The 17,613-nt window shown below is 69.7% G+C and carries 21 protein-coding genes; 19 read left to right on the forward strand and 2 right to left on the reverse strand.

Annotation, left to right across the window (positions count from 1 at the left end; all coding sequences use genetic code 11):
• The first annotated feature begins 7 nt into the window (after positions 1–7).
• Genes narH through NYO99_RS00090 form a run of 6 tightly spaced genes read left to right on the forward strand, consistent with a single transcriptional unit; the run spans position 8 to position 4,672 of the window.
• The gene (narH, locus tag NYO99_RS00065) at positions 8–1,531 is read left to right on the forward strand and encodes a nitrate reductase subunit beta (protein ID WP_268165050.1); all 1,524 of its coding nucleotides are present in this window, start codon (positions 8–10) and stop codon (positions 1,529–1,531) included.
• 12 nt (positions 1,532–1,543) lie between these two features.
• On the forward strand, positions 1,544–2,233 hold the full coding sequence (gene narJ, locus NYO99_RS00070; RefSeq protein WP_268165051.1) for a nitrate reductase molybdenum cofactor assembly chaperone: 690 nt from the start codon (positions 1,544–1,546) through the stop codon (positions 2,231–2,233).
• The gene (narI, locus tag NYO99_RS00075; protein WP_268165052.1) at positions 2,230–2,931 is read left to right on the forward strand and encodes a respiratory nitrate reductase subunit gamma; all 702 of its coding nucleotides are present in this window, start codon (positions 2,230–2,232) and stop codon (positions 2,929–2,931) included. Before narJ ends, narI begins: the two co-directional genes overlap by 4 nt.
• Before the next feature lie 4 nt (positions 2,932–2,935).
• A complete protein-coding gene (locus NYO99_RS00080) occupies positions 2,936–3,688 on the forward strand; it encodes a peptidylprolyl isomerase (RefSeq protein ID WP_268165053.1) in 753 nt (250 codons plus the stop codon).
• A 5-nt stretch (positions 3,689–3,693) separates the two neighbouring features.
• On the forward strand, positions 3,694–4,398 hold the full coding sequence (locus tag NYO99_RS00085; RefSeq protein ID WP_268165054.1) for a carbonic anhydrase: 705 nt from the start codon (positions 3,694–3,696) through the stop codon (positions 4,396–4,398).
• Positions 4,391–4,672, forward strand: a complete 282-nt coding sequence (locus tag NYO99_RS00090) for a DUF2249 domain-containing protein (RefSeq protein ID WP_268165055.1) — start codon at positions 4,391–4,393, stop codon at positions 4,670–4,672. Before NYO99_RS00085 ends, NYO99_RS00090 begins: the two co-directional genes overlap by 8 nt.
• 7 nt (positions 4,673–4,679) lie before the next feature.
• Here the strand turns inward: NYO99_RS00090 and NYO99_RS00095 are convergent, their stop codons facing one another.
• The gene (locus NYO99_RS00095) at positions 4,680–5,294 is read right to left on the reverse strand and encodes a class I SAM-dependent methyltransferase (RefSeq protein WP_268165056.1); all 615 of its coding nucleotides are present in this window, start codon (positions 5,292–5,294) and stop codon (positions 4,680–4,682) included.
• Between the two features lie 143 nt (positions 5,295–5,437).
• Between NYO99_RS00095 and NYO99_RS00100 the strand changes: the two genes are divergently transcribed.
• The 12 genes from NYO99_RS00100 (at position 5,438) to NYO99_RS00155 (ending at position 16,300) form a co-directional block, all read left to right on the forward strand.
• Entirely contained in the window at positions 5,438–5,743 is a 306-nt protein-coding gene (locus NYO99_RS00100) for a DUF2249 domain-containing protein (RefSeq protein ID WP_268165057.1), read from the forward strand.
• A gap of 36 nt (positions 5,744–5,779) precedes the next feature.
• The gene (gene ubiU / locus NYO99_RS00105; protein WP_268165058.1) at positions 5,780–6,808 is read left to right on the forward strand and encodes a ubiquinone anaerobic biosynthesis protein UbiU; all 1,029 of its coding nucleotides are present in this window, start codon (positions 5,780–5,782) and stop codon (positions 6,806–6,808) included.
• Between the two features lie 7 nt (positions 6,809–6,815).
• A complete protein-coding gene (locus NYO99_RS00110) occupies positions 6,816–7,799 on the forward strand; it encodes a U32 family peptidase (protein WP_268165059.1) in 984 nt (327 codons plus the stop codon).
• Positions 7,796–8,221 carry a ubiquinone anaerobic biosynthesis accessory factor UbiT gene (gene ubiT, locus NYO99_RS00115; RefSeq protein WP_268165060.1) on the forward strand — a complete coding sequence of 142 codons (426 nt, stop codon included), beginning with the start codon at positions 7,796–7,798 and terminating at the stop codon, positions 8,219–8,221. Before NYO99_RS00110 ends, ubiT begins: the two co-directional genes overlap by 4 nt.
• The gene (locus tag NYO99_RS00120) at positions 8,218–9,285 is read left to right on the forward strand and encodes a DUF1513 domain-containing protein (RefSeq protein WP_268165061.1); all 1,068 of its coding nucleotides are present in this window, start codon (positions 8,218–8,220) and stop codon (positions 9,283–9,285) included. Before ubiT ends, NYO99_RS00120 begins: the two co-directional genes overlap by 4 nt.
• Positions 9,282–9,605, forward strand: coding sequence for a metal-sulfur cluster assembly factor (locus tag NYO99_RS00125; RefSeq protein ID WP_268165062.1), 324 nt, complete (start codon positions 9,282–9,284; stop codon positions 9,603–9,605). The genes NYO99_RS00120 and NYO99_RS00125 overlap by 4 nt, the downstream gene beginning before the upstream one ends.
• Positions 9,602–10,705, forward strand: coding sequence for a hypothetical protein (locus NYO99_RS00130; protein ID WP_268165063.1), 1,104 nt, complete (start codon positions 9,602–9,604; stop codon positions 10,703–10,705). Before NYO99_RS00125 ends, NYO99_RS00130 begins: the two co-directional genes overlap by 4 nt.
• Entirely contained in the window at positions 10,671–12,317 is a 1,647-nt protein-coding gene (gene ipdC, locus NYO99_RS00135; RefSeq protein ID WP_268165064.1) for an indolepyruvate/phenylpyruvate decarboxylase, read from the forward strand. Before NYO99_RS00130 ends, ipdC begins: the two co-directional genes overlap by 35 nt.
• Positions 12,314–13,201 (forward strand): acyltransferase, encoded by an 888-nt coding sequence (locus tag NYO99_RS00140; protein ID WP_268165065.1) that lies wholly within the window; start codon positions 12,314–12,316, stop codon positions 13,199–13,201. Before ipdC ends, NYO99_RS00140 begins: the two co-directional genes overlap by 4 nt.
• Before the next feature lie 92 nt (positions 13,202–13,293).
• Complete coding sequence (locus tag NYO99_RS00145; RefSeq protein WP_268165066.1) at positions 13,294–15,303, forward strand: ribonucleoside triphosphate reductase; 2,010 nt, start codon at positions 13,294–13,296, stop codon at positions 15,301–15,303.
• Between the two features lie 11 nt (positions 15,304–15,314).
• Entirely contained in the window at positions 15,315–15,539 is a 225-nt protein-coding gene (nrdD, locus tag NYO99_RS00150; protein ID WP_268165067.1) for an anaerobic ribonucleoside-triphosphate reductase, read from the forward strand.
• Positions 15,524–16,300: an anaerobic ribonucleoside-triphosphate reductase activating protein gene (locus NYO99_RS00155; protein WP_268165068.1), complete on the forward strand. Its 777-nt coding sequence runs from the start codon at positions 15,524–15,526 to the stop codon at positions 16,298–16,300. The genes nrdD and NYO99_RS00155 overlap by 16 nt, the downstream gene beginning before the upstream one ends.
• Before the next feature lie 135 nt (positions 16,301–16,435).
• On the opposite strand, the gene trhA is transcribed toward NYO99_RS00155, so the two are convergent.
• On the reverse strand, positions 16,436–17,050 hold the full coding sequence (trhA, locus tag NYO99_RS00160) for a PAQR family membrane homeostasis protein TrhA (RefSeq protein ID WP_326494809.1): 615 nt from the start codon (positions 17,048–17,050) through the stop codon (positions 16,436–16,438).
• A 227-nt stretch (positions 17,051–17,277) separates the two neighbouring features.
• Here trhA and NYO99_RS00165 point away from each other — a divergent pair, with 227 nt between their 5' ends.
• Positions 17,278–17,613, forward strand: coding sequence for a cupin domain-containing protein (locus NYO99_RS00165; protein WP_268165070.1), 336 nt, complete (start codon positions 17,278–17,280; stop codon positions 17,611–17,613).

The following is a 17,613-nucleotide window of genomic DNA, read 5'->3' on the forward strand; positions in this document are numbered from 1 at the left end:
GCATGCAATGAAGATTCGCGCACAGATCGGCATGGTGCTGAACCTGGACAAGTGCATCGGCTGCCACACCTGCTCGGTGACCTGCAAGAACGTCTGGACCAGCCGCCCCGGCGTCGAGTACGCCTGGTTCAACAACGTCGAGACCAAGCCGGGCATCGGCTACCCCAAGGAATGGGAGAACCAGGACAAGTGGAACGGCGGCTGGATCCGCAAGCCCGACGGCACGCTGCAGCCGCGCCAGGGCGGCAAGTGGTCGCTGCTGATGAAGATCTTCGCCAACCCCAACCTGCCGGAGATCGACGACTACTACGAGCCCTTCACGTTCGACTACGACCACCTGCAGTCGGCGCCGGAGATGAAGCACGCGCCCACCGCGCGGCCGCGCAGCCTGATCACTGGGCAGCGCATGGAGAAGATCGAGTGGGGCCCGAACTGGGAGGAGATCCTCGGCGGCGAGTTCAGCAAGCGATCGAAAGACAAGAACTTCGACGACGTGCAGAAGGAGATCTACGGCCAGTTCGAGAACACCTTCATGATGTACCTGCCCAGGCTGTGCGAGCACTGCCTGAACCCGGCCTGCGTCGCCAGCTGTCCCTCGGGCTCGATCTACAAGCGCGAGGAAGACGGCATCGTGCTGATCGACCAGGACAAGTGCCGCGGCTGGCGCATGTGCGTGTCGGGCTGCCCGTACAAGAAGATCTACTACAACTGGAAGAGCGGCAAGGCGGAGAAGTGCATCTTCTGCTACCCGCGCATCGAGGCCGGCCAGCCCACGGTCTGCTCTGAAACCTGCGTGGGTCGCATCCGCTACCTGGGCGTGCTGCTGTATGACGCCGACCGCATCGCCGAGGCCGCGGCGACGCCGAACGACAAGGACCTCTACCAGGCCCAGCTCGATCTGTTCCTCGACCCCTTCGACCCCAAGGTGATCGAGCAGGCGCGCAAGGACGGCATTCCGGAGAACTGGCTGGAGGCCGCCAAGAACAGCCCGGTCTACCAGATGGCCGTGGACTGGAAGGTCGCGCTGCCCCTGCACCCCGAATACCGCACGCTGCCCATGGTTTGGTACGTGCCGCCGCTGTCGCCCATCAGCGCGGCGGCGAACGCCGGCCAGATCGGCAGCGTGGGCGAGCTGCCCGACGTCAACCAGCTGCGCATCCCGGTCAAGTACCTGGCCAACCTGCTGACCGCCGGCGACACCGCGCCGGTGATCTCGGCCCTGGAACGCATGCTGGCGATGCGCGCCTACCAGCGCGGCGTGCATGTGGACGGCGTGAAGAACCATGCTGTCCTCAAGCAGGCCGGCCTGACCGAGGCCCAGGTGCAGGACATGTACCGGGTGATGGCGATCGCCAATTACGAGGACCGCTTCGTGATCCCGACGACGCACCGCGAGTACGCGGAGAACGCCTTCAACGTGCGCGGTGGTTGCGGCTTCAGCTTCGGCAACGGCTGCTCCGAGGGCGTCACCGAGACCAGCCTGTTCGGCTCGGAGAAGAAGCGCACGATCCCCATCAAGGCCACGCTGTAAAGGGACAAGAGCATGTTCAAGATCACTCCCAGTCCCTACACGCTGCGCGTGCTGGCCGCGCTGCTGCGCTACCCGGACGCCGCGTTCCGCGCGGCGATTCCGGAGCTGCAGCAGGCGCTGAGCGACGAGGCTGCGCTGCCCAAGGCTCGCCTCGACGAGCTCCAAGCGCTGCTGACCCGCCTGCAGCGCGACGATCCGTTCACCGTCGAGTCCGAGTTCGTCGACCTGTTCGACCGCGGCCGCGGCACCGCGCTGCATCTGTTCGAGCATGTGCATGGCGACTCGCGCGAGCGCGGGCCGGCCATGATCGATCTGCAGCAGACCTACGAGAAGGCCGGGCTCTACCTGACGGCCAGCGAGCTGCCCGACCACCTGGCGGTGGTGCTGGAGTTCGCCAGCACGCAGCCGCCGCGCGAGGCCAAGGCATTCCTCGGCGAGATCGCACACATCGTCCGCGCGATCTTCAGCGCCTTGCTGCGCCGCCAGAGCGCCTACGCCAGCGCGCTGGCCGCCGTGCTCGAACTGGCCGGTGAGCGGGCTGAAAGCGTCGAGATCCCGCCCGAACCCGAGCTCGACGAAGCCTGGGCCGAGCCCGAGGCCTTTGGCGGTTGCTCCACGGCCGGCCAGGCTAAGCCCGATCAACCACAGCCCATCCACATCGTGCGCAAGACCGCTGCAACCCAACCGGGAGCCCGCGTATGAACGCCCTGCACAACTTCCTCTTCGTCGTCTACCCCTACATCTGCCTGGCGGTGTTCTTAATGGGCAGCCTGGCCCGCTTCGACCGCGACCAGTACACCTGGAAGTCCGACAGCTCGCAGATGCTGCGCTCGCGCGGCATGAAGTGGGCGAGCAATCTGTTCCACGGCGGCATCCTGTTCCTGTTCGTCGGCCACACGGTGGGCATGCTGACGCCGCACGCGGTCTACGAGCACTTCATCAGCCCGGCCAACAAGCAGATGCTGGCCATCGTCGCCGGCGGTGTGGCCGGCACGGCCTGTTTCATCGGCCTGAGCATGCTGATCTGGCGCCGCATGACCGACCCGCGCATCCGCCTGACCAGCCACCGCACCGATCTGGCGATCCTATGGATCCTGTGGATCCAGCTCAGCCTGGGTCTGATCACCTTGCCCTTCTCGCTGTCGCACAGCGACGGCTCGGTGATGCTGATCCTGTCGGACTGGGCGCAGCGCATCGTCGTGCTGAACCCGGACGCCAGCGGCCTTGTCGCACTCGCCTGGCCCTACAAGGTGCACATGGTGCTGGGCATGACGATCTTCCTGCTCTTCCCCTTCAGCCGCCTGGTGCATGTGTGGAGCGGGCTGGCCTCGGTCTTCTATGTGTTCCGACCATATCAAGTGGTGCGCTCGCGCCGCCTGAATCTTCCGAAGAAGGGCTGAGAGCATGAGCTACGCCGTCAACGACATCGAGATCGCCGCGCCCGAGGAGGCGCTGGACGAAAAGCAGCTGAGCCAACGCGCCTGCACCGAGTTGCTGCGCCAGCGGGCGATGCAGGTCGGCCTGCTGGACGCCGCCGACCCCGCTCCCGAGCAGGGTGCGATTAGCGAGGCCGCATCCGCCGCCATTGAGGCGCTGATCGCGCAGGAACTCGCCGGACCCGAGCCCGACGAGGCCGCCTGCCGCCGGCACTACGAGGCGAACGCCAAGCACTACGCGCAGGGCGAGCGCCTGCAGGTCCGGCACATCCTGTTCGCCGTCACGCCGGGCGTCGACGTCGGCTTGCTGCGCCAGAAGGCCGAGGGTCATCTGATCGAGCTGCGCGCCAGTGAACCGGCCGCCTTCACGGCAGCGGCCAAGAGCCTGTCCAACTGCCCGAGCGGTGCCGAGGGCGGCCAGCTGGGCTGGCTCACGGCCAATGACTGCGCCCCCGAGTTCGCCCGCGAGCTCTTCGGCCGCAACGAGATCGGCGTGCTGCCACGGCTGGTGCACAGCCGCTTCGGCCTGCACATCGTCGCCATCGACGCCCGCGAGCCCGGCCGCCTGCCGGCCTTCGAGCAAGTCAAGGCCGCGGTAGCGCAGCAGATGCGCCAGCAGCACCAGATCAGCGCGGTGCGGCAGTACCTGCAGACCCTGGCTGCCGATGCGCGCCTGGAAGGGGTGGACCTGCAGAGGGCCAGCTCGCCTCTCGTCCAGTAAAGACCATGCCCGACGAGCTGCTCGAACGACTGCGCCGGTTCCAGACCGACGCCTTCCCGCTGCAGCGCTCGCTGTTCAAGCACCTGGTCGACGACGGCCAGCACCCGACGACGCTGTTCATCGGCTGCTCCGACTCGCGCCTGGTGCCGTATCTATTGACAGGCGCCGGCCCGGGCGAACTGTTCCTCGTCCGCAACGTCGGCGCCTTCGTACCGCCCTACGACCAGAGCCAGGGCTTCCACGGCACCGCGGCGGCGATCGAGTTCGCCGTGCTGAATCTGCAGGTCCAGCGCATCGTGGTCTGCGGCCACAGCCATTGCGGCGCGATCCGCGCGCTCTATGGCGAGGTGCCGGCCGCCGCGCAGAACCTGGCGCGCTGGCTGGACCTCGGCCGCGAGGCGGCGCTACCGGTCGCCGAGCCCGGTCCCGAGGTGCTGCGTCGCACCGAGCAGCGCGCCATCGTGCTGCAGCTGGAGCGCCTGATGGCCTACCCGATGGTGCGAGACCGCGTCGACGCCGGCCAGCTCACCCTGCACGGCTGGCATTACGTGATCGAGGACGGCGAGATCCATGTCTTCGATGTCGGCGTCGGCCAGTTCGTCCCAGCCAGCCAGGCCGACAACGCCGGCACCGGCCCCTACCAGCGTTTCACCGAGGCCGATCGGCTGGACTACAGCGGCGTGCCCATGGTGGACGAAGGCCATGGCTGAACTTTGCCTGCAGGGCCTCGACGACTGCGCGACCCACGAGCGCCTGCTCGCCCGCTTCGACGCGCTGCCCCTCGGCCACAGCCTGGACCTGCTGGCCAGCGATGACCCGCATGCGCTGTTCTTCCAGCTCGCATCGGCCAGGCCGGGCCAGTTCGACTGGCGCTACCTGTCGCAGGGCCCGGCGCAGTGGCGGGTGCGTCTGCTGCACATTGCGCCAGCGCAAATCAGGCCGTATCAGGCCTCCTGTCCTTGCAGTCTGCGCGGCGGCCGCTGAACGCGGCTCAGTGCGCGCGCCGGCAGAAGCAGTAGACGAACTGCTGTGTGCTGCCCCAGGGCGTGGTGTGCAGGTGGGTGGCGTGCTCGAGCAGCTGGAACGGCGCGCCGAACTCGGCGTGCAGGCCGTCTGAGGAATAGCGCGCGACCGGCAGGCCGCTGCACTCGGTCGGGCCCTCGGGGCCGAAGGTGCCGACGATGGCGAAGCCGCCGGGCTTGAGCGCATTCAGCACCTGCTCCACATAGCGGCGGCGCTGGGCGGGATCGGTGAGGAAATGGAAGACCGCGCGGTCGTGCCAGATGTCGACCGAGTTCAGCGCCAGCTCCATCTCCAGTACGTCGCCGGCGCACCAGCGGACCTGTGCCGCACGCTCACCCAGACGCGCCCGGCAGACCGCCAGCGCCTGCTCCGACAGGTCCAGCACCTCGATGCGGCGGTAGCCGGCATCGAGCAGATCGTCGACCAAGGTCGACTCGCCGCCGCCGACATCGAGGATGGCGGCGTCGAGATCGGCGCCGGCCTGGCGGATATAGGCCAGCGACTCGGCCAGGTGCGGCGCGTACCAGCTGACCGCATCGGGCGCCTTGCTGCCGTAGACCTGCTCCCAATGCGATTTACTCATGCCGTTTCTCCAGCCGAAGGTGTGCTTGTGGGGATGCCAGCTGGGGTCGGTTTGCGCCAGCGCAAGTCCGCCGCAGCATGCGGCCGCTGCGCTTGACCCAGTTCAAGGTTTCGCCGAGCGCCCGGACCTAGGCTGACGCCACCATGCAAACGACCACCACCTACGACCTCCGTTCGCTGATGCCGGCGCAGCGCCATCAGCTGGCTTTCCAGGCTTTCGACGCGCTCGCCGACGGCGAGGCCTTCGAGCTGATCAACGACCACGAGCCGCGCGGTCTCTTGATGCAGTTCGCCGAGCAGCGCGCCAATCGCTTCGACTGGCGGGTGATGCAGGCGGCGCCGGGCGCCTGGCGCATCCGCATCCAGCGCGTTGCCGATGGCTTCGCGAAGACCGTCGAGGCCGGTCTCGACGAGGGCTGCTGCTCTTGCAGCTGCTCTGGGCGCGGCTGATCGACCCCGGCCGCGCTAGCCGCGGCCGCTCTTCCGATGACTGCTGTCCCCACCAAGCCGGAGCTGGTCTGCCCGGCGGGCTCGCTGCGCGCGCTGCAGCTGGCCGTCGACGCCGGCGCCGATGCCGTCTACCTGGGCCTGAAGGACGCGACGAACGCGCGCAACTTCGCCGGCCTGAACTTCGATGCCACGCAGGTGCGTGTCGGCGTGGCCTACGCCCATGCCCGTGGCCGCCGCGTGCTGATGGCGTTGAACACCTTTGCCGACGCCCGGGACGAGACGCCCTGGCAGCGCGCCGTTGACCGTGCCGCCGAGCTGGGCGCCGACGCGCTGATCGTCGCCGACAGCGCGGTGCTCGCCGACGCACGCCGCCGCCACCCGCAGCTCACGCTGCACCTGTCGGTGCAGGCCTCGGCGACCAACCACGAGGCGATCCGTTACTACCGCGAGCGCTACGGCATCCAGCGGGCGGTGCTGCCCCGCGTGCTGACCCTGCAGCAGGTGCAGCAGCTGATCCAGCGCTGTGAAACGCCCGTCGAGGTCTTCGGCTTCGGCAGCCTTTGCGTGATGGTTGAGGGCCGCTGCCATCTGTCCAGCTACGCAACCGGGCAGTCGCCGAACACCGCCGGCGTCTGCTCGCCGCCTTCCGCCGTGCGCTGGGACGAATCGCCGGACGGCGTGCGCGCGCGCCTCGGTGGCGTGCTCATCGACCACTACCGCCCGGGCGAGCCGCGCGGCTACCCGACCCTGTGCAAGGGCCGCTTCGAGGTCGGCGAGCTGGCGCGCGATTACGCGCTGGAAGAGCCGACCAGCCTCAACACCCTGAGCCTGCTGCCGCAGCTGATCCAGGCCGGCGTGGCCGCGATCAAGATCGAGGGCCGCCAGCGCAGCCCCGCCTATGTGGCCGAGGTCACCAAGGTCTGGCGCGCCGCGATCGACAGCGCCTGGTCCGCCCATGAGGGCAGGGGCCGCTACAGCGTGCAGCCGGCCTGGGATGCCGGCCTGGCGCGCTGGGCCGAGGGCCAGCAGCACACCCTGGGTGCCTATGACAGACCTTGGCGTTGACCCCGACATGACTCCCATCCGACTGAGCGTCGGCCCGCTGCTTTACTGGTGGCCGCGGGCCGTGCTGATGAATTTCTACGCCGAGATCGCCGACTCGCCGGTGCAGACCGTGGTGCTGGGCGAGCTGGTCTGCTCGCGGCGCAACGAGATCAAGTTCGACGACTGGTTATCCATCGCCCGTGAGCTGCGCGCCGCCGGCAAGGACGTGCGCCTGGCCACCATGGCCCTGGTGATGAGCGAGGCCGAGCTGCGCACCTTGCGACGCGTCTGCGAGCAGGACGAGTTCCCGGTCGAGGCGGGCGACGCCGCCGCGCTGCAGGTCTTGCGCGAGGCCGGCTGGCGCCCGCATACCTTGGGCCCGCACCTGAACATCTACAGCGCCACCGCGCTGGCCGAACACGCCGAGCTGGGCGCCGACCGCTGGGTGGCGCCGGTAGAGCTGGCGCTCGATGCGGTCGGCCGCATCAACCCGATGCCCAGCCGGCTTGCGACCGAGGTCTGGGGCTTCGGCCGATTGCCGCTGGCGCTTTCGGCACGCTGCTTCACCGCCCGGCATCACCGCTTGAAGAAGGACGACTGCCAGTTCCGCTGCCGCGACGATGCCGACGGCCTGCTCTTGAAGACCGGCGACGGCGAGGACTTCCTCGCGCTCAACGGCATCCAGACGCAAAGCGCCGCCCTGCAATGCCTGCTCGGGCATGGCCATGCGCTGCGCGAGGCAGGGGTGCAGTGGCTGCGGCTCTCGCCCTGCAGCGGGCCTTTCGACGAGGTGATCCGGCTCTTCGACGCGGTCTTCGCGCGCGGTCTGAGCCCGAGTGAAGGCCTGGCCGAGCTGCGCAAGCTGCCGCTGCCAGGGCGTCTGGTGGACGGCTTCGCACGCCGTGTTGCGGGGCTGGAGGAGGCAAAGCTATCCGCCCCCACGCGCGCTTCGCTAGCTGCCCCCCAAGGGGGCCTGGTCTCCCTTGGGGCGGCCCGGCGGGAGACCGCATGAGCGCACTCAGCTTGCCCAGCCTGCCCGCGCCCTGGCGCGCACGAGTTGCGCGGCTGCCCACGCGGCCGCCATCGACCCTGCTGGCGCTGTTGCTCGACCGCCTGCTGCTGCCGCGCCTGGACGCCGGCCAGCGCGAAGCCCTGCAGGGCGCCATCGTCGAGATCGAGCTGCAGGAACTCGGCGCCCGGGTGCGCCTGTGCTTGGGGCCGCGCGGCTTTGGAGCCGCAGCCGAGAGCGGCCCGGCCCGGCTGCGCCTGCGCGCCACGGTCGAGGCGCTGTGGCGACTGCTGCGCGGCGAGGACGATGCCGACCGCCTGTTCTTCGACGGCGCCCTGGTGATGGAAGGCGACACCGAGTACGGCCTGATCCTGAAGAACACCCTGGACGCGATCGGCCCGCTCTGGGTGGGGGCGCGAGCATGAAACGACGACAACTGCTGATGCTCGGCGCGGCCGCGGCACCGCTGCTGGCGCTGGCCGCTGCGCCCGCCCACCGCCTGGCCCTGGCCTGGCGACTCGCCAATGGCCGCGACCAGGTCGGAGTGCTGAACCTGGATTGGGCCGAGCGACGGATCGATGTCGAGGCCGCCTGGGATCTGCCCAGTCGCGCCCATGGCCTGATCGGCGATGGGGCAGGGGGCTTCTACGCGGTGGCTGCCCGCGCGGGGGACTGGCTGCTGTATGGGGATGCGGCAGGCAGACCGCGCTGGGTCAGGCAGTACGGACCTTGGCGCTTCAACGGTCATCTGCTGCCGCACGCCGCCGGCCTGTTCGCCACCGAGACCGATCCGCGCGACGACACGGCGCATCTGGCGCTGCGTGACCCCAAGACCCTGGCGCTGATGGCCCGCTGGCCACTGGCCGGGCGCGATGGACACCAGATCGTCGCCGAGCGCGACGGCAGCCTGCTGCTCGCGCTGGGCGGCCTGCCGCGCTGGCCCGACGGGCGCAAACGCAGCGGCGAGCCCATCGCGTCGGCGCTGCTGCGCATCAACCCCAGCAACGGCCGCGAGCTGGCGCGCTGGACCCTGGCGGACCCCGACATCAGCCTGCGCCATCTCGCCTGGTCGCATGATGGCCAGCAGCTCGGCATCGCGCTGCAGGCCGAACACCCGCAGGCCGGGAGCCGCGAGGATGCGCCCCTGCTCGCGCTGTTCGACGGCGAGCGGCTCAGGCTGCCCGTCACCGGCGGACCTGGCCTCGGCTATGCAGGCGACATCTGCGCCGCGCCCGGCGGCGGCTTTGTGCTCAGCGCGCAGAAGGCCGGCCTGGGCCTGCTCTGGCAGCCGGCACAGCCGGAGCGCTGGACGCGCATCGCCGAACTCACCGAGCCTTGTGCGCTGCAGGACGGCTGGCACGAGGGCGAGCGCGCGGTGCTGCTCGTCGCCGGTCGGGGCCTTGCGCGCTGGCAGGCCGGCGGCGCGCAGATGCTGGCCTGGCCACAGGCCATGGTCCCCGACAATCACGCCCTCTTGCTCCCGGCATGAGCGACAGGACCCCGCTTGTCGCCCAGGCCCGCGAGGCCTTGCGCGAGATCGTCGACCCCGAGCTTGGCGTCAACCTCGTTGACCTCGGCCTGATCGAGGCGCTGCAGGAGCGGCCTGAAGGGCTTTATGTGCGCATGACCCTGACCAGCGCCGCCTGCCCGATGGCCGAGATGCTACTCGGCGAGGTCGAGGAGGCGCTGGAGGCGCTGCTGCCGCCGCCGCAGCAACTGGAGCTGGAGCTGGTGTTCGCGCCGCCCTGGACGCCGGCGCGCTTGAGCGCCGCGGCGCGTGAGCAACTGGGCTGGGAGCAGGGCGCATGAGCAGAACCTCGCCGACCTGGCCGCGTTTCCTGTTGCTGCTGCTGGGCATGGCCGCGCTGGCCAGCGGCCTGGCCGGTGGCCTGGCGCGCATCGGCTGGGCCTTGCCGCTGCCCGCGGCGACGGCCTGGCATGGCCCGCTGATGCTTGGCGGTCTGTTCGGCGTCGTTATCGGCCTGGAGCGTGCGGTCGCCATCGGTCGCGCCTGGGCCTATGGCGCGCCACTGTTCGCCGGTGCCGGCACCCTGGCCTTGTTGAGCGGCGAGGCCGCCGCCGGCTTCGCCGGCTATGCGCTCGGCAGCGCCGTGCTGCTGCTCGCCACCCTGGCGGCGGCGCGCAAGCAGGCCGAGGCCTTCATGGGCGTGCTGGTGCTGGGCGCCTTCTGCGGCCTGCTCGGCCATCTGCTGCTGGCCGTGGGCGCGCCCTTCCAGCAAACGCTGCTGCCGCTGTTCGGCTTCCTGGTGCTGACCATCGCCGGCGAGCGCCTGGAGCTGTCGCGCTATGCGCCGCGGCCAGCGAAGGCGCCGCCGCTGTTCGCTGCCGTCTTGCTGGCCTTGCTCGCTGCGCTGGCCCTGCCCGAGCCCTGGGACGCGCGGCTGTTCGGTGCGGCCCTGCTCGGTCTGGCCGCCTGGCTGGCGCGATGGGATATCGCGCGGCGCACGCTGCGGCTCCAGGGCCTGACGCGCTTCGTCGCCGCCTCGCTGCTCGCCGGCTATGTGCAGCTGGCCATCGCCGGCGCGCTGCTGCTGGGCTTCGGCCTGCAGCCGGGTCAGGCCAGCTACGACGCCGCGCTGCACGCGCTCGGCCTGGGCTTCGTGTTCTCCATGGTCTTCGGCCATGCGCCCTTGATCGCGCCGGCGCTGCTGCGCATCCGCCTGGGCTTCAGCGCGCTGCTCTATGTGCCACTGGCGCTGCTGCACGTCGGCTTGCTGATGCGCTACGCGGCCCTGCTGCTCGATGACTTCGCGCTGCGCCGCGTCGCGGGTCTGGGCTCGGTCGCGGCCATCGCGCTCTTTCTGCTTTTGAAGCTGGGCCTCGCGCTGCGCGGCCCGCGGAAGGTTGCTCCCCATGTCCCATCCCACCCTCGCGCAGCGCCTCGTTGACGCGCTGCTGGCGCGCGGCGCGCGCGAGATCTTCGGCATCCCCGGCGACTTCGCGCTGCCGCTGTTCCGCGAGATCGAACGCGACGGCCGCCTGCCCATCCTGACGCTGGCGCACGAGCCCGGCGTGGGCTTTGCGGCCGACGCCACGGCGCGCGTGCGCGGCGCGCTGGGCGTGGCCGCCGTCACCTACGGCGCCGGCGCGCTGAATCTCGTCAACGCCGTGGCCGGCGCCTACGCGGAGCGGGTGCCCCTGGTCGTGCTCTCGGGAGCGCCGGCCGCGCACGAGGCGGTCAGCGGCCTGCTGCTGCACCACCAGGTCAAGCAGCTGGATTCGCAATGGCGGCTGTACGAGGAGATCACCGCCGACCGCGCGCGCCTCGACGACCTGGAGCGTGCGCCGCAGGCCATCGCCCGCGTGCTCGACACCGCGCTGGCGCGCTCGCGCCCGGTCTATCTGGAGATCCCCCGCGACCTGCCGGGCCAGCCCTGCGCCGCGGTGCCGGCGCCGGCGATCAGGACCTGGGATGCCGAGCGCGTCGCCGCGGCGGCCGACGAGCTGCTGGCCCGTCTGCGCGCCGCGCGCGATCCGCTGCTCGTCGTCGGCGTGGAGGTGCGGCGCTACGGGCTGGAGGCCAAGGTGGCGGAGCTCGCGCGCCGGCTCGGCCTGCCGGTGATCACCAGTTTCATGGGCCGCGGCCTGCTGGCGGAGGCCGGCATTCCGCTCGCAGGCACCTACCTGGGCCTGGCCGGCGATCCCGAACTCAGCCATCGCGTCGAGCATTCCGACGCCCTGCTGCTGCTCGGCGTGATCGTCTCCGACACGAACTTCGCCGTCTCTGCAAAGCGCATCGACTTCCGCCATGCGCTCGTCGCCTACGACGACGAGGTCCGCGTCGGCCACCATGTCTATCCCGAGCTGCCGCTGGCGGCCCTGGTCGACGCCTTGCTGCAGCGCTGCCCGCCGCAGGCCAGGCCGGCAGTGGCCGCACCGCCGGCGCCGCCCGCCTACCCGCAGGGCCTGGCGGAGGACGACGAGCCCGTCGCCCCGGACGACATCGCCCGCGCCATCAACGATTTGTTCGCTCGCCACGGTCCCATGCCCATCGCCAGCGATGTCGGCGACTGCTTGTTCACGGCGATGGCGCTGCGCCCCTCGGCGCTGCTGGCGCCCGGCTATTACGCGACCATGGGCTATGGCGTGCCGGCCGGCCTGGGCCTGCAGCAGGCCAGCGGTCAGCGGCCCTTGATCCTGGTCGGCGACGGCGCCTTCCAGATGACCGGCTGGGAGATCGGCCATGCGGCGCGCTTAGGCCTGGATCCCATCGTGCTCGTGTTCAACAACAGCGGTTGGGAGATGCTGCGCAGCTTCCTGCCCGAGGGCGGCTTCCACGACCTTGGGCGCTGGGATTTCGCCTCGATGGCCGGTGGCATGGGTGGGGACGGCCACGCCGTGAAGACCCGCGCCGAGCTGGCGGCCGCGCTGCGCAAAGCCCTGGCCACGCGCGGGCGCTTCCAGCTCATCGACATCCGCCTCGCGCCGGGCGCGCGTTCGCAGACCCTGCAGCGCTTCGTTGCCGCGGTGAAGCGGCTCTCGATGCCGGAGCCCGCATGAGCGCCGTGCTCGCGCTGCTGCGCGGCAGCCTGGCCGCCGCCGTCCTCGCGCTCAACACCCTGCTCATCGCCCTGGCCCTGCTGCCGCCGGCCCTGCTCAAGCTGCTGCTGCCCCTCAAGCCCCTGCGCCGCCGCTGCGACCGCCTGATGAACGCCCTGGCCTCGGGCTGGGTGGCGATCAACAACGCCTGGATCGCCGCGCTGCAGCCGCAGGCCTGGGAGGTGCAGGGCGTCGAGGGCCTGAACCCGCGCGGCTGGTACCTGCTGTCCTGCAACCACCGCAGCTGGGTCGACATCCTGGTGCTGCAGCGCGTCTTCCACCGCCGCGTGCCCTTTCTGAAGTTCTTCCTCAAGCAGGAGCTGATCTGGGTGCCGGTCATCGGCCTGGCCTGGTGGGCGCTGGACTTCCCCTTCATGAAGCGCGGCAAGGGCGGCGGTGGCGATGCGCGCCGCAACGATCTGCAGCGCACGCGCGCGGCCTGCGAGAAGTTCAAGCTCAACCCGACCACGGTGATGAACTTCGTCGAGGGCACGCGCTTCAGCCCGGCCAAGCAGGCGGCGCAGCAGTCGCCCTACCGGCATCTGCTCAAACCCAAGATCGGCGGCCTGGGCGTGGCCCTGGCGGCCATGGGCGAGCAGTTCGAGGCCCTGCTCGACGTCAGCATCGTCTACCCGCAGGGCACGCCCAGCTTCTGGCAGCTGCTCAGCGGTCGCTGCGGCGCCGTCAGCGTGCATGTGCGACAGCTGCCCATCCCGGCTGAGCTGCTGGGCCGCGACCCGATGCGCGACAAGGCCTACCGTCAGCGCCTGGGCGCCTGGGTGGACGCGCAATGGCAGGCCAAGGACGAGCTGATCGAGCAGCGCCTGGGCGCGGCCCTTTCTTGATCTGCTTCAAGGACGCACCCGCACCCGCTGCCGACACTGCCTGCCACTAGATGTAGCGCCAATCACGGCCTACGCCCACTACAGGTAGCGCAATGAGTCAGGAAACTCCCCAGCAGGTGATGAAGCGCGACGGCCGCCTCCAGGTCTTCGACGCGCGCAAGATCGTCCAGGCCCTGGCGGCCGCCGGCCGCGCCAGCGCCGAGTTCGGGGCCGACGAGGCCTTGCGCCTCACCGAGGACGGCGTGCTGCCGCGCCTGCTCGCGCTGCCGCTGCCCGGCATCGAGCAGATCCAGGACGCTGTCGAGTCGACACTGTTCGACGCCGGCTGGCGCAAGACCCTGCGTGCCTACACGGTCTACCGCGAGCAGCACCGCCGCCTGCGTGATGCGCGCCAGACCCTGGTCGACGTGCAGGCCACCATGGACGAGTACCTGCAGCAGCGCGACTGGCGCATCAACGCCAATGCGAATCAGGGCTGGAGCCTGGGCGGGCTGATCCTCAATGTCTCCGGCAAGGTGGTCGCCAATTACTGGCTGGACCATGTCTACCCGCCGGCCATCGGCCAGGCGCACCGCGAGGCGGACATCCACATCCACGACCTCGACATGCTCAGCGGCTACTGCGCCGGCTGGAGCCTGCGCACGCTGCTGCACGAAGGGCTGAACGGCGTGCCCGGCAAGGTCGAGGCCGGGCCGCCCAAGCACTTGTCCAGCGCGGTCGGGCAGATCGTGAACTTCCTCGGCACGCTGCAGAACGAATGGGCCGGCGCGCAGGCCTTCTCCAGCTTCGATACCTACCTCGCGCCCTATGTGCGCAAGGACAGCCTGAGCTACGAGCAGGTGCGGCAATGCATCCAGGAGCTGATCTACAACCTCAACGTGCCGTCGCGCTGGGGCACGCAGACGCCGTTCACCAACCTGACCTTCGACTGGAGCTGCCCGGCGGATCTGCGCGAGCAGGTGCCGGTGATCGCCGGGCAGGAGCAGCCGTTCACGTACGGCGAGCTGCAGGCCGAGATGGACCTGATCAACCGCGCCTACATCGAGGTGATGACGGCCGGCGACGCCAAGGGCCGCGTGTTCACCTTCCCGATCCCGACCTACAACATCACCAAGGACTTCGACTGGGACAACCCCAACACCGCGGCCCTCTTTGAGATGACGGCCAAGTACGGTCTGCCTTACTTCCAGAACTTCCTCAACTCGGATCTGGAACCGCAGATGGTGCGCTCGATGTGCTGCCGATTGCAGCTGGACCTGCGCGAGCTGCTCAAGCGCGGCAACGGCCTGTTCGGCTCGGCCGAGCAGACCGGCTCGGTGGGGGTGGTCACGGTGAACTGCGCGCGGCTGGGCTACCTGCACGCGGGTGACGAGCCCGCGCTGCTGGCGCGCCTGGACGAGCTGCTGGAGCTCGGCCGCGACAGCCTGGAGATCAAGCGCAAGCTGATCCAGCGCCTGATCGACCAAGGGCTCTTCCCCTACACGCGGCGCTATCTGCGCACTTTGCGCAATCACTTCTCGACCCTGGGCGTGAACGGCATCAACGAGATGGTGCGCAACTTCACGCGGGGCGCGCACGACATCACCACGCCGGCCGGGCATGCGATGGCGGTGCGGCTCCTGGACCATGTTCGTGCGCGCATGGTCGAGTTCCAGGAGCAGACAGGCCATCTCTACAACCTCGAGGCCACGCCGGCCGAGGGCACGACCTACCGTTTCGCCAAGGAAGACCGCCGCCGCTGGCCGGCCATCCTGCAGGCCGGCACGGACGCGAATCCGTACTACACGAACAGCTCGCAGCTGCCCGTCGGCTTCACGGACGACCCCTTCGAGGCCCTGGAGCGCCAGGAGGAACTGCAGCGCAAGTACACCGGCGGCACGGTGCTGCACCTCTACATGAGCGAGCGCATCAGCAGCAGCGACGCCTGCCGTGAACTGGTGCGTCGCGCGCTCACCTACCACCGCTTGCCCTACATCACGATCACGCCGACCTTCTCGATCTGCCCGACGCATGGCTATCTGGCCGGGCATCACGAGTTCTGCCCACGATGTGACGAGGAGCGCCTCGCTCGCAAGCGTCAACAACAACTTCAACCCGCCTGAAGGAGAAACACATGGAAGCTGTCATCGAACGCCAAGAAGAAGCCGTCACGCTGCGCGACGAGGAACGCCAGCGCTGCGAGGTCTGGACCCGGGTGATGGGCTACCACCGCCCGGTGGCCTCGTTCAACATCGGCAAGCAGGGTGAGTTCGCCGAGCGCACGCCTTTTGAAGAAGTCCTTCGTCCAAGGACTACCTTGGCCGATCCCCCGAGGGGATGGCAATGCTTGCCGGCTTGACCGGCGAGCACATCGCCTGTGCGGGCCGGCTTGGGAGCGGCCCGGCGCTCGGCCCACCAAAGAGCGCGGTGCCGGAGCGCTTGGCCGTTGCCGGCCTGCAGCCCTTCAGCACCGTGGACTTCCCCGGCCAGCTGGCCGCGGTCGTCTTCCTGCAGGGCTGCCCCTGGCGCTGCGGCTACTGCCACAACCCGGCGCTGCAGGCCAAGGGCCCGGGGGAGGGGCCGCGCTGGCCGGTCTTGCGCGACTGGCTGCAGGCCCGGCTGGGGCGCCTGGACGCCGTGGTCTTCAGCGGCGGCGAGCCCTCGCTGGACCCGGCCCTGCCCGCAGTTCTCCAAGCGCTGCGCGCGATGGGCTACCGCCTGGGTCTGCACACGGCCGGCCTCGCGCCCAAGCGCCTGGCCGAGCTGCTGCCCTTGCTCGACTGGGTCGGTTTGGACATGAAGACCGCCCCCGCCGACGAGCTGCTGCACGACCGCATCACCGGTAGCGTCGGCGCCCTGCGCCACGTGCGCGAGTCCCTCGCGTTCTTGAAGGGCAGCGGCATCGCCTACGAGCTGCGCAGCACCGTGCACCCGCAATGGTTCAGCGACGCCGATGTGCTGCGCCTGGTCGAGGCCTTGCGCGATGCGCCGCGCCATGTGCTGCAGGTCGCGCGCCTGCCGGATGCGCAGGGCCGGCTCACGGCGCCGGCGGGCTTTCCGTCTGCAGCGCTGATGGAGGCGGCGAGGCGGATTCGGGGGGATTTGCTTCTAAGGTCGTAGCAGGTCCACCTGGCTCTGTAGCGACTCCAGGCGGAAGAAACACCTCTGCTTCGATCCGATCTCCTCGTCGGGGTGAACGGACTCTGGAAGGCGGTGCTACGAATTCAGGGAAGCAGCGCACTTGGCGTCGCCACCTCAAACCGTCTGCAACAACACCGCGACGAAATGGCAAGCGCTGCCGGCCAGCACGAACAGATGCCAGACCAGGTGCCCGTAGCGCAGACGCTCGTCGAAATGGAAGACGACCGCGCCCAGCGTGTAGGCCAGGCCGCCGGCGACCAGCCAGCTCAGCTCGGCGGCGGGCAGGCGTTCGAACAGGGGCACGGCGGCGACCAGGGCCACCCAACCCATTGCGATGTAGATGCCGGTGGACCACAGCGGGCGGCGAAGGCGGTTGAAGAGCTTGGCCAGCACGCCGACCAGCGCCGTGCCCCAGACGACGCCGAACAGGCTCCAGCCCCAGGGGCCGCGCAGTACGCCGAGCAGATAGGGCATGTAGCTGCCGGCGATGAACAGGTAGATGGCGGCGTGGTCGATGCGGTTGAACCACTGCTTGGCGCGCCCGGCCGGCAGCGCGTGATAGATGGTCGATGCCGCGTAGAGCAGGATCATCGTGCCGCAGAACAGACTGGCGCTGAGCGCGTTCACCGCAACCACGCCGCCCTCGCGCTGCGCGACGAAGTGCAGCAGGATGGGTAGCGAGGCCACGGCCAACAACAGGCCGAGGCCGTGGCTGATGCTGTTGGCCATCTCCTCGCCAGGGCTTTGCGCGCGCGCCCTCGTCATGCGCGACCCGCCGTGACCGGCGATGCGGGTGTCGAGGCGACGTTCGCCAATGGGCTACGGGGCTGGAAGTTCATGAGGGCTGAAGTGCGGTTGGCAGGGCCAGCGGGCGGCCGGGCGCGATGCGGCTATTCTCGGCAGCACGATGAGCCGCTGCCTTGACGCGCTTCAAGGCAATACAAGGAGGAACTGCCATGGCCCAGATGCACGCGCGATCCGGTGAGGTGGTCGGGCTCGCGCCCTACGGCGAGCGGCTGGCCGAGTTCAAGACCACGGCGATCCTGAAGGCCGAGCAGCTGGAGCTGGTGCGCCTGGTGCTGCCGGCGGGCCGCGGCCTGCGCGAGCACAGCGCGCCCGGCGAGATCACCGTGCTCTGCCTGGAGGGCCGCATCGCCTTCGACACCCCGGCCGGACAGCAGCTGCTGGGTGCTGGCGACCTGATCCATCTGCGCGCTGGCGAGCCGCATGCGCTGAACGCGCTGGAGGATGCGTCGGCGCTGGTGACGATCTGCCTGGCCAAGCCCGCCTGA

It is taken from the genome of Roseateles hydrophilus (assembly GCF_026712245.1).
Lineage (GTDB): Bacteria > Pseudomonadota > Gammaproteobacteria > Burkholderiales > Burkholderiaceae_C > Pelomonas > Pelomonas hydrophilus.

Excerpts from the sequence above, each read along its gene's own strand:
- narH (WP_268165050.1), top strand. The coding sequence starts at position 8 with ATGAAGATTCGCGCACAGATCGGCATGGTGCTGAACCTGGACAAGTGC.
- narJ (WP_268165051.1), top strand. The coding sequence starts at position 1,544 with ATGTTCAAGATCACTCCCAGTCCCTACACGCTGCGCGTGCTGGCCGCG.
- narI (WP_268165052.1), top strand. The coding sequence starts at position 2,230 with ATGAACGCCCTGCACAACTTCCTCTTCGTCGTCTACCCCTACATCTGC.
- NYO99_RS00080 (WP_268165053.1), top strand. The coding sequence starts at position 2,936 with ATGAGCTACGCCGTCAACGACATCGAGATCGCCGCGCCCGAGGAGGCG.
- NYO99_RS00085 (WP_268165054.1), top strand. The coding sequence starts at position 3,694 with ATGCCCGACGAGCTGCTCGAACGACTGCGCCGGTTCCAGACCGACGCC.
- NYO99_RS00090 (WP_268165055.1), top strand. The coding sequence starts at position 4,391 with ATGGCTGAACTTTGCCTGCAGGGCCTCGACGACTGCGCGACCCACGAG.
- NYO99_RS00095 (WP_268165056.1), bottom strand. The coding sequence starts at position 5,294 with ATGAGTAAATCGCATTGGGAGCAGGTCTACGGCAGCAAGGCGCCCGAT.
- NYO99_RS00100 (WP_268165057.1), top strand. The coding sequence starts at position 5,438 with ATGCAAACGACCACCACCTACGACCTCCGTTCGCTGATGCCGGCGCAG.
- ubiU (WP_268165058.1), top strand. The coding sequence starts at position 5,780 with ATGACTGCTGTCCCCACCAAGCCGGAGCTGGTCTGCCCGGCGGGCTCG.
- NYO99_RS00110 (WP_268165059.1), top strand. The coding sequence starts at position 6,816 with ATGACTCCCATCCGACTGAGCGTCGGCCCGCTGCTTTACTGGTGGCCG.
- ubiT (WP_268165060.1), top strand. The coding sequence starts at position 7,796 with ATGAGCGCACTCAGCTTGCCCAGCCTGCCCGCGCCCTGGCGCGCACGA.
- NYO99_RS00120 (WP_268165061.1), top strand. The coding sequence starts at position 8,218 with ATGAAACGACGACAACTGCTGATGCTCGGCGCGGCCGCGGCACCGCTG.
- NYO99_RS00125 (WP_268165062.1), top strand. The coding sequence starts at position 9,282 with ATGAGCGACAGGACCCCGCTTGTCGCCCAGGCCCGCGAGGCCTTGCGC.
- NYO99_RS00130 (WP_268165063.1), top strand. The coding sequence starts at position 9,602 with ATGAGCAGAACCTCGCCGACCTGGCCGCGTTTCCTGTTGCTGCTGCTG.
- ipdC (WP_268165064.1), top strand. The coding sequence starts at position 10,671 with ATGTCCCATCCCACCCTCGCGCAGCGCCTCGTTGACGCGCTGCTGGCG.
- NYO99_RS00140 (WP_268165065.1), top strand. The coding sequence starts at position 12,314 with ATGAGCGCCGTGCTCGCGCTGCTGCGCGGCAGCCTGGCCGCCGCCGTC.
- NYO99_RS00145 (WP_268165066.1), top strand. The coding sequence starts at position 13,294 with ATGAGTCAGGAAACTCCCCAGCAGGTGATGAAGCGCGACGGCCGCCTC.
- nrdD (WP_268165067.1), top strand. The coding sequence starts at position 15,315 with ATGGAAGCTGTCATCGAACGCCAAGAAGAAGCCGTCACGCTGCGCGAC.
- NYO99_RS00155 (WP_268165068.1), top strand. The coding sequence starts at position 15,524 with ATGCTTGCCGGCTTGACCGGCGAGCACATCGCCTGTGCGGGCCGGCTT.
- trhA (WP_326494809.1), bottom strand. The coding sequence starts at position 17,050 with ATGGCCAACAGCATCAGCCACGGCCTCGGCCTGTTGTTGGCCGTGGCC.
- NYO99_RS00165 (WP_268165070.1), top strand. The coding sequence starts at position 17,278 with ATGGCCCAGATGCACGCGCGATCCGGTGAGGTGGTCGGGCTCGCGCCC.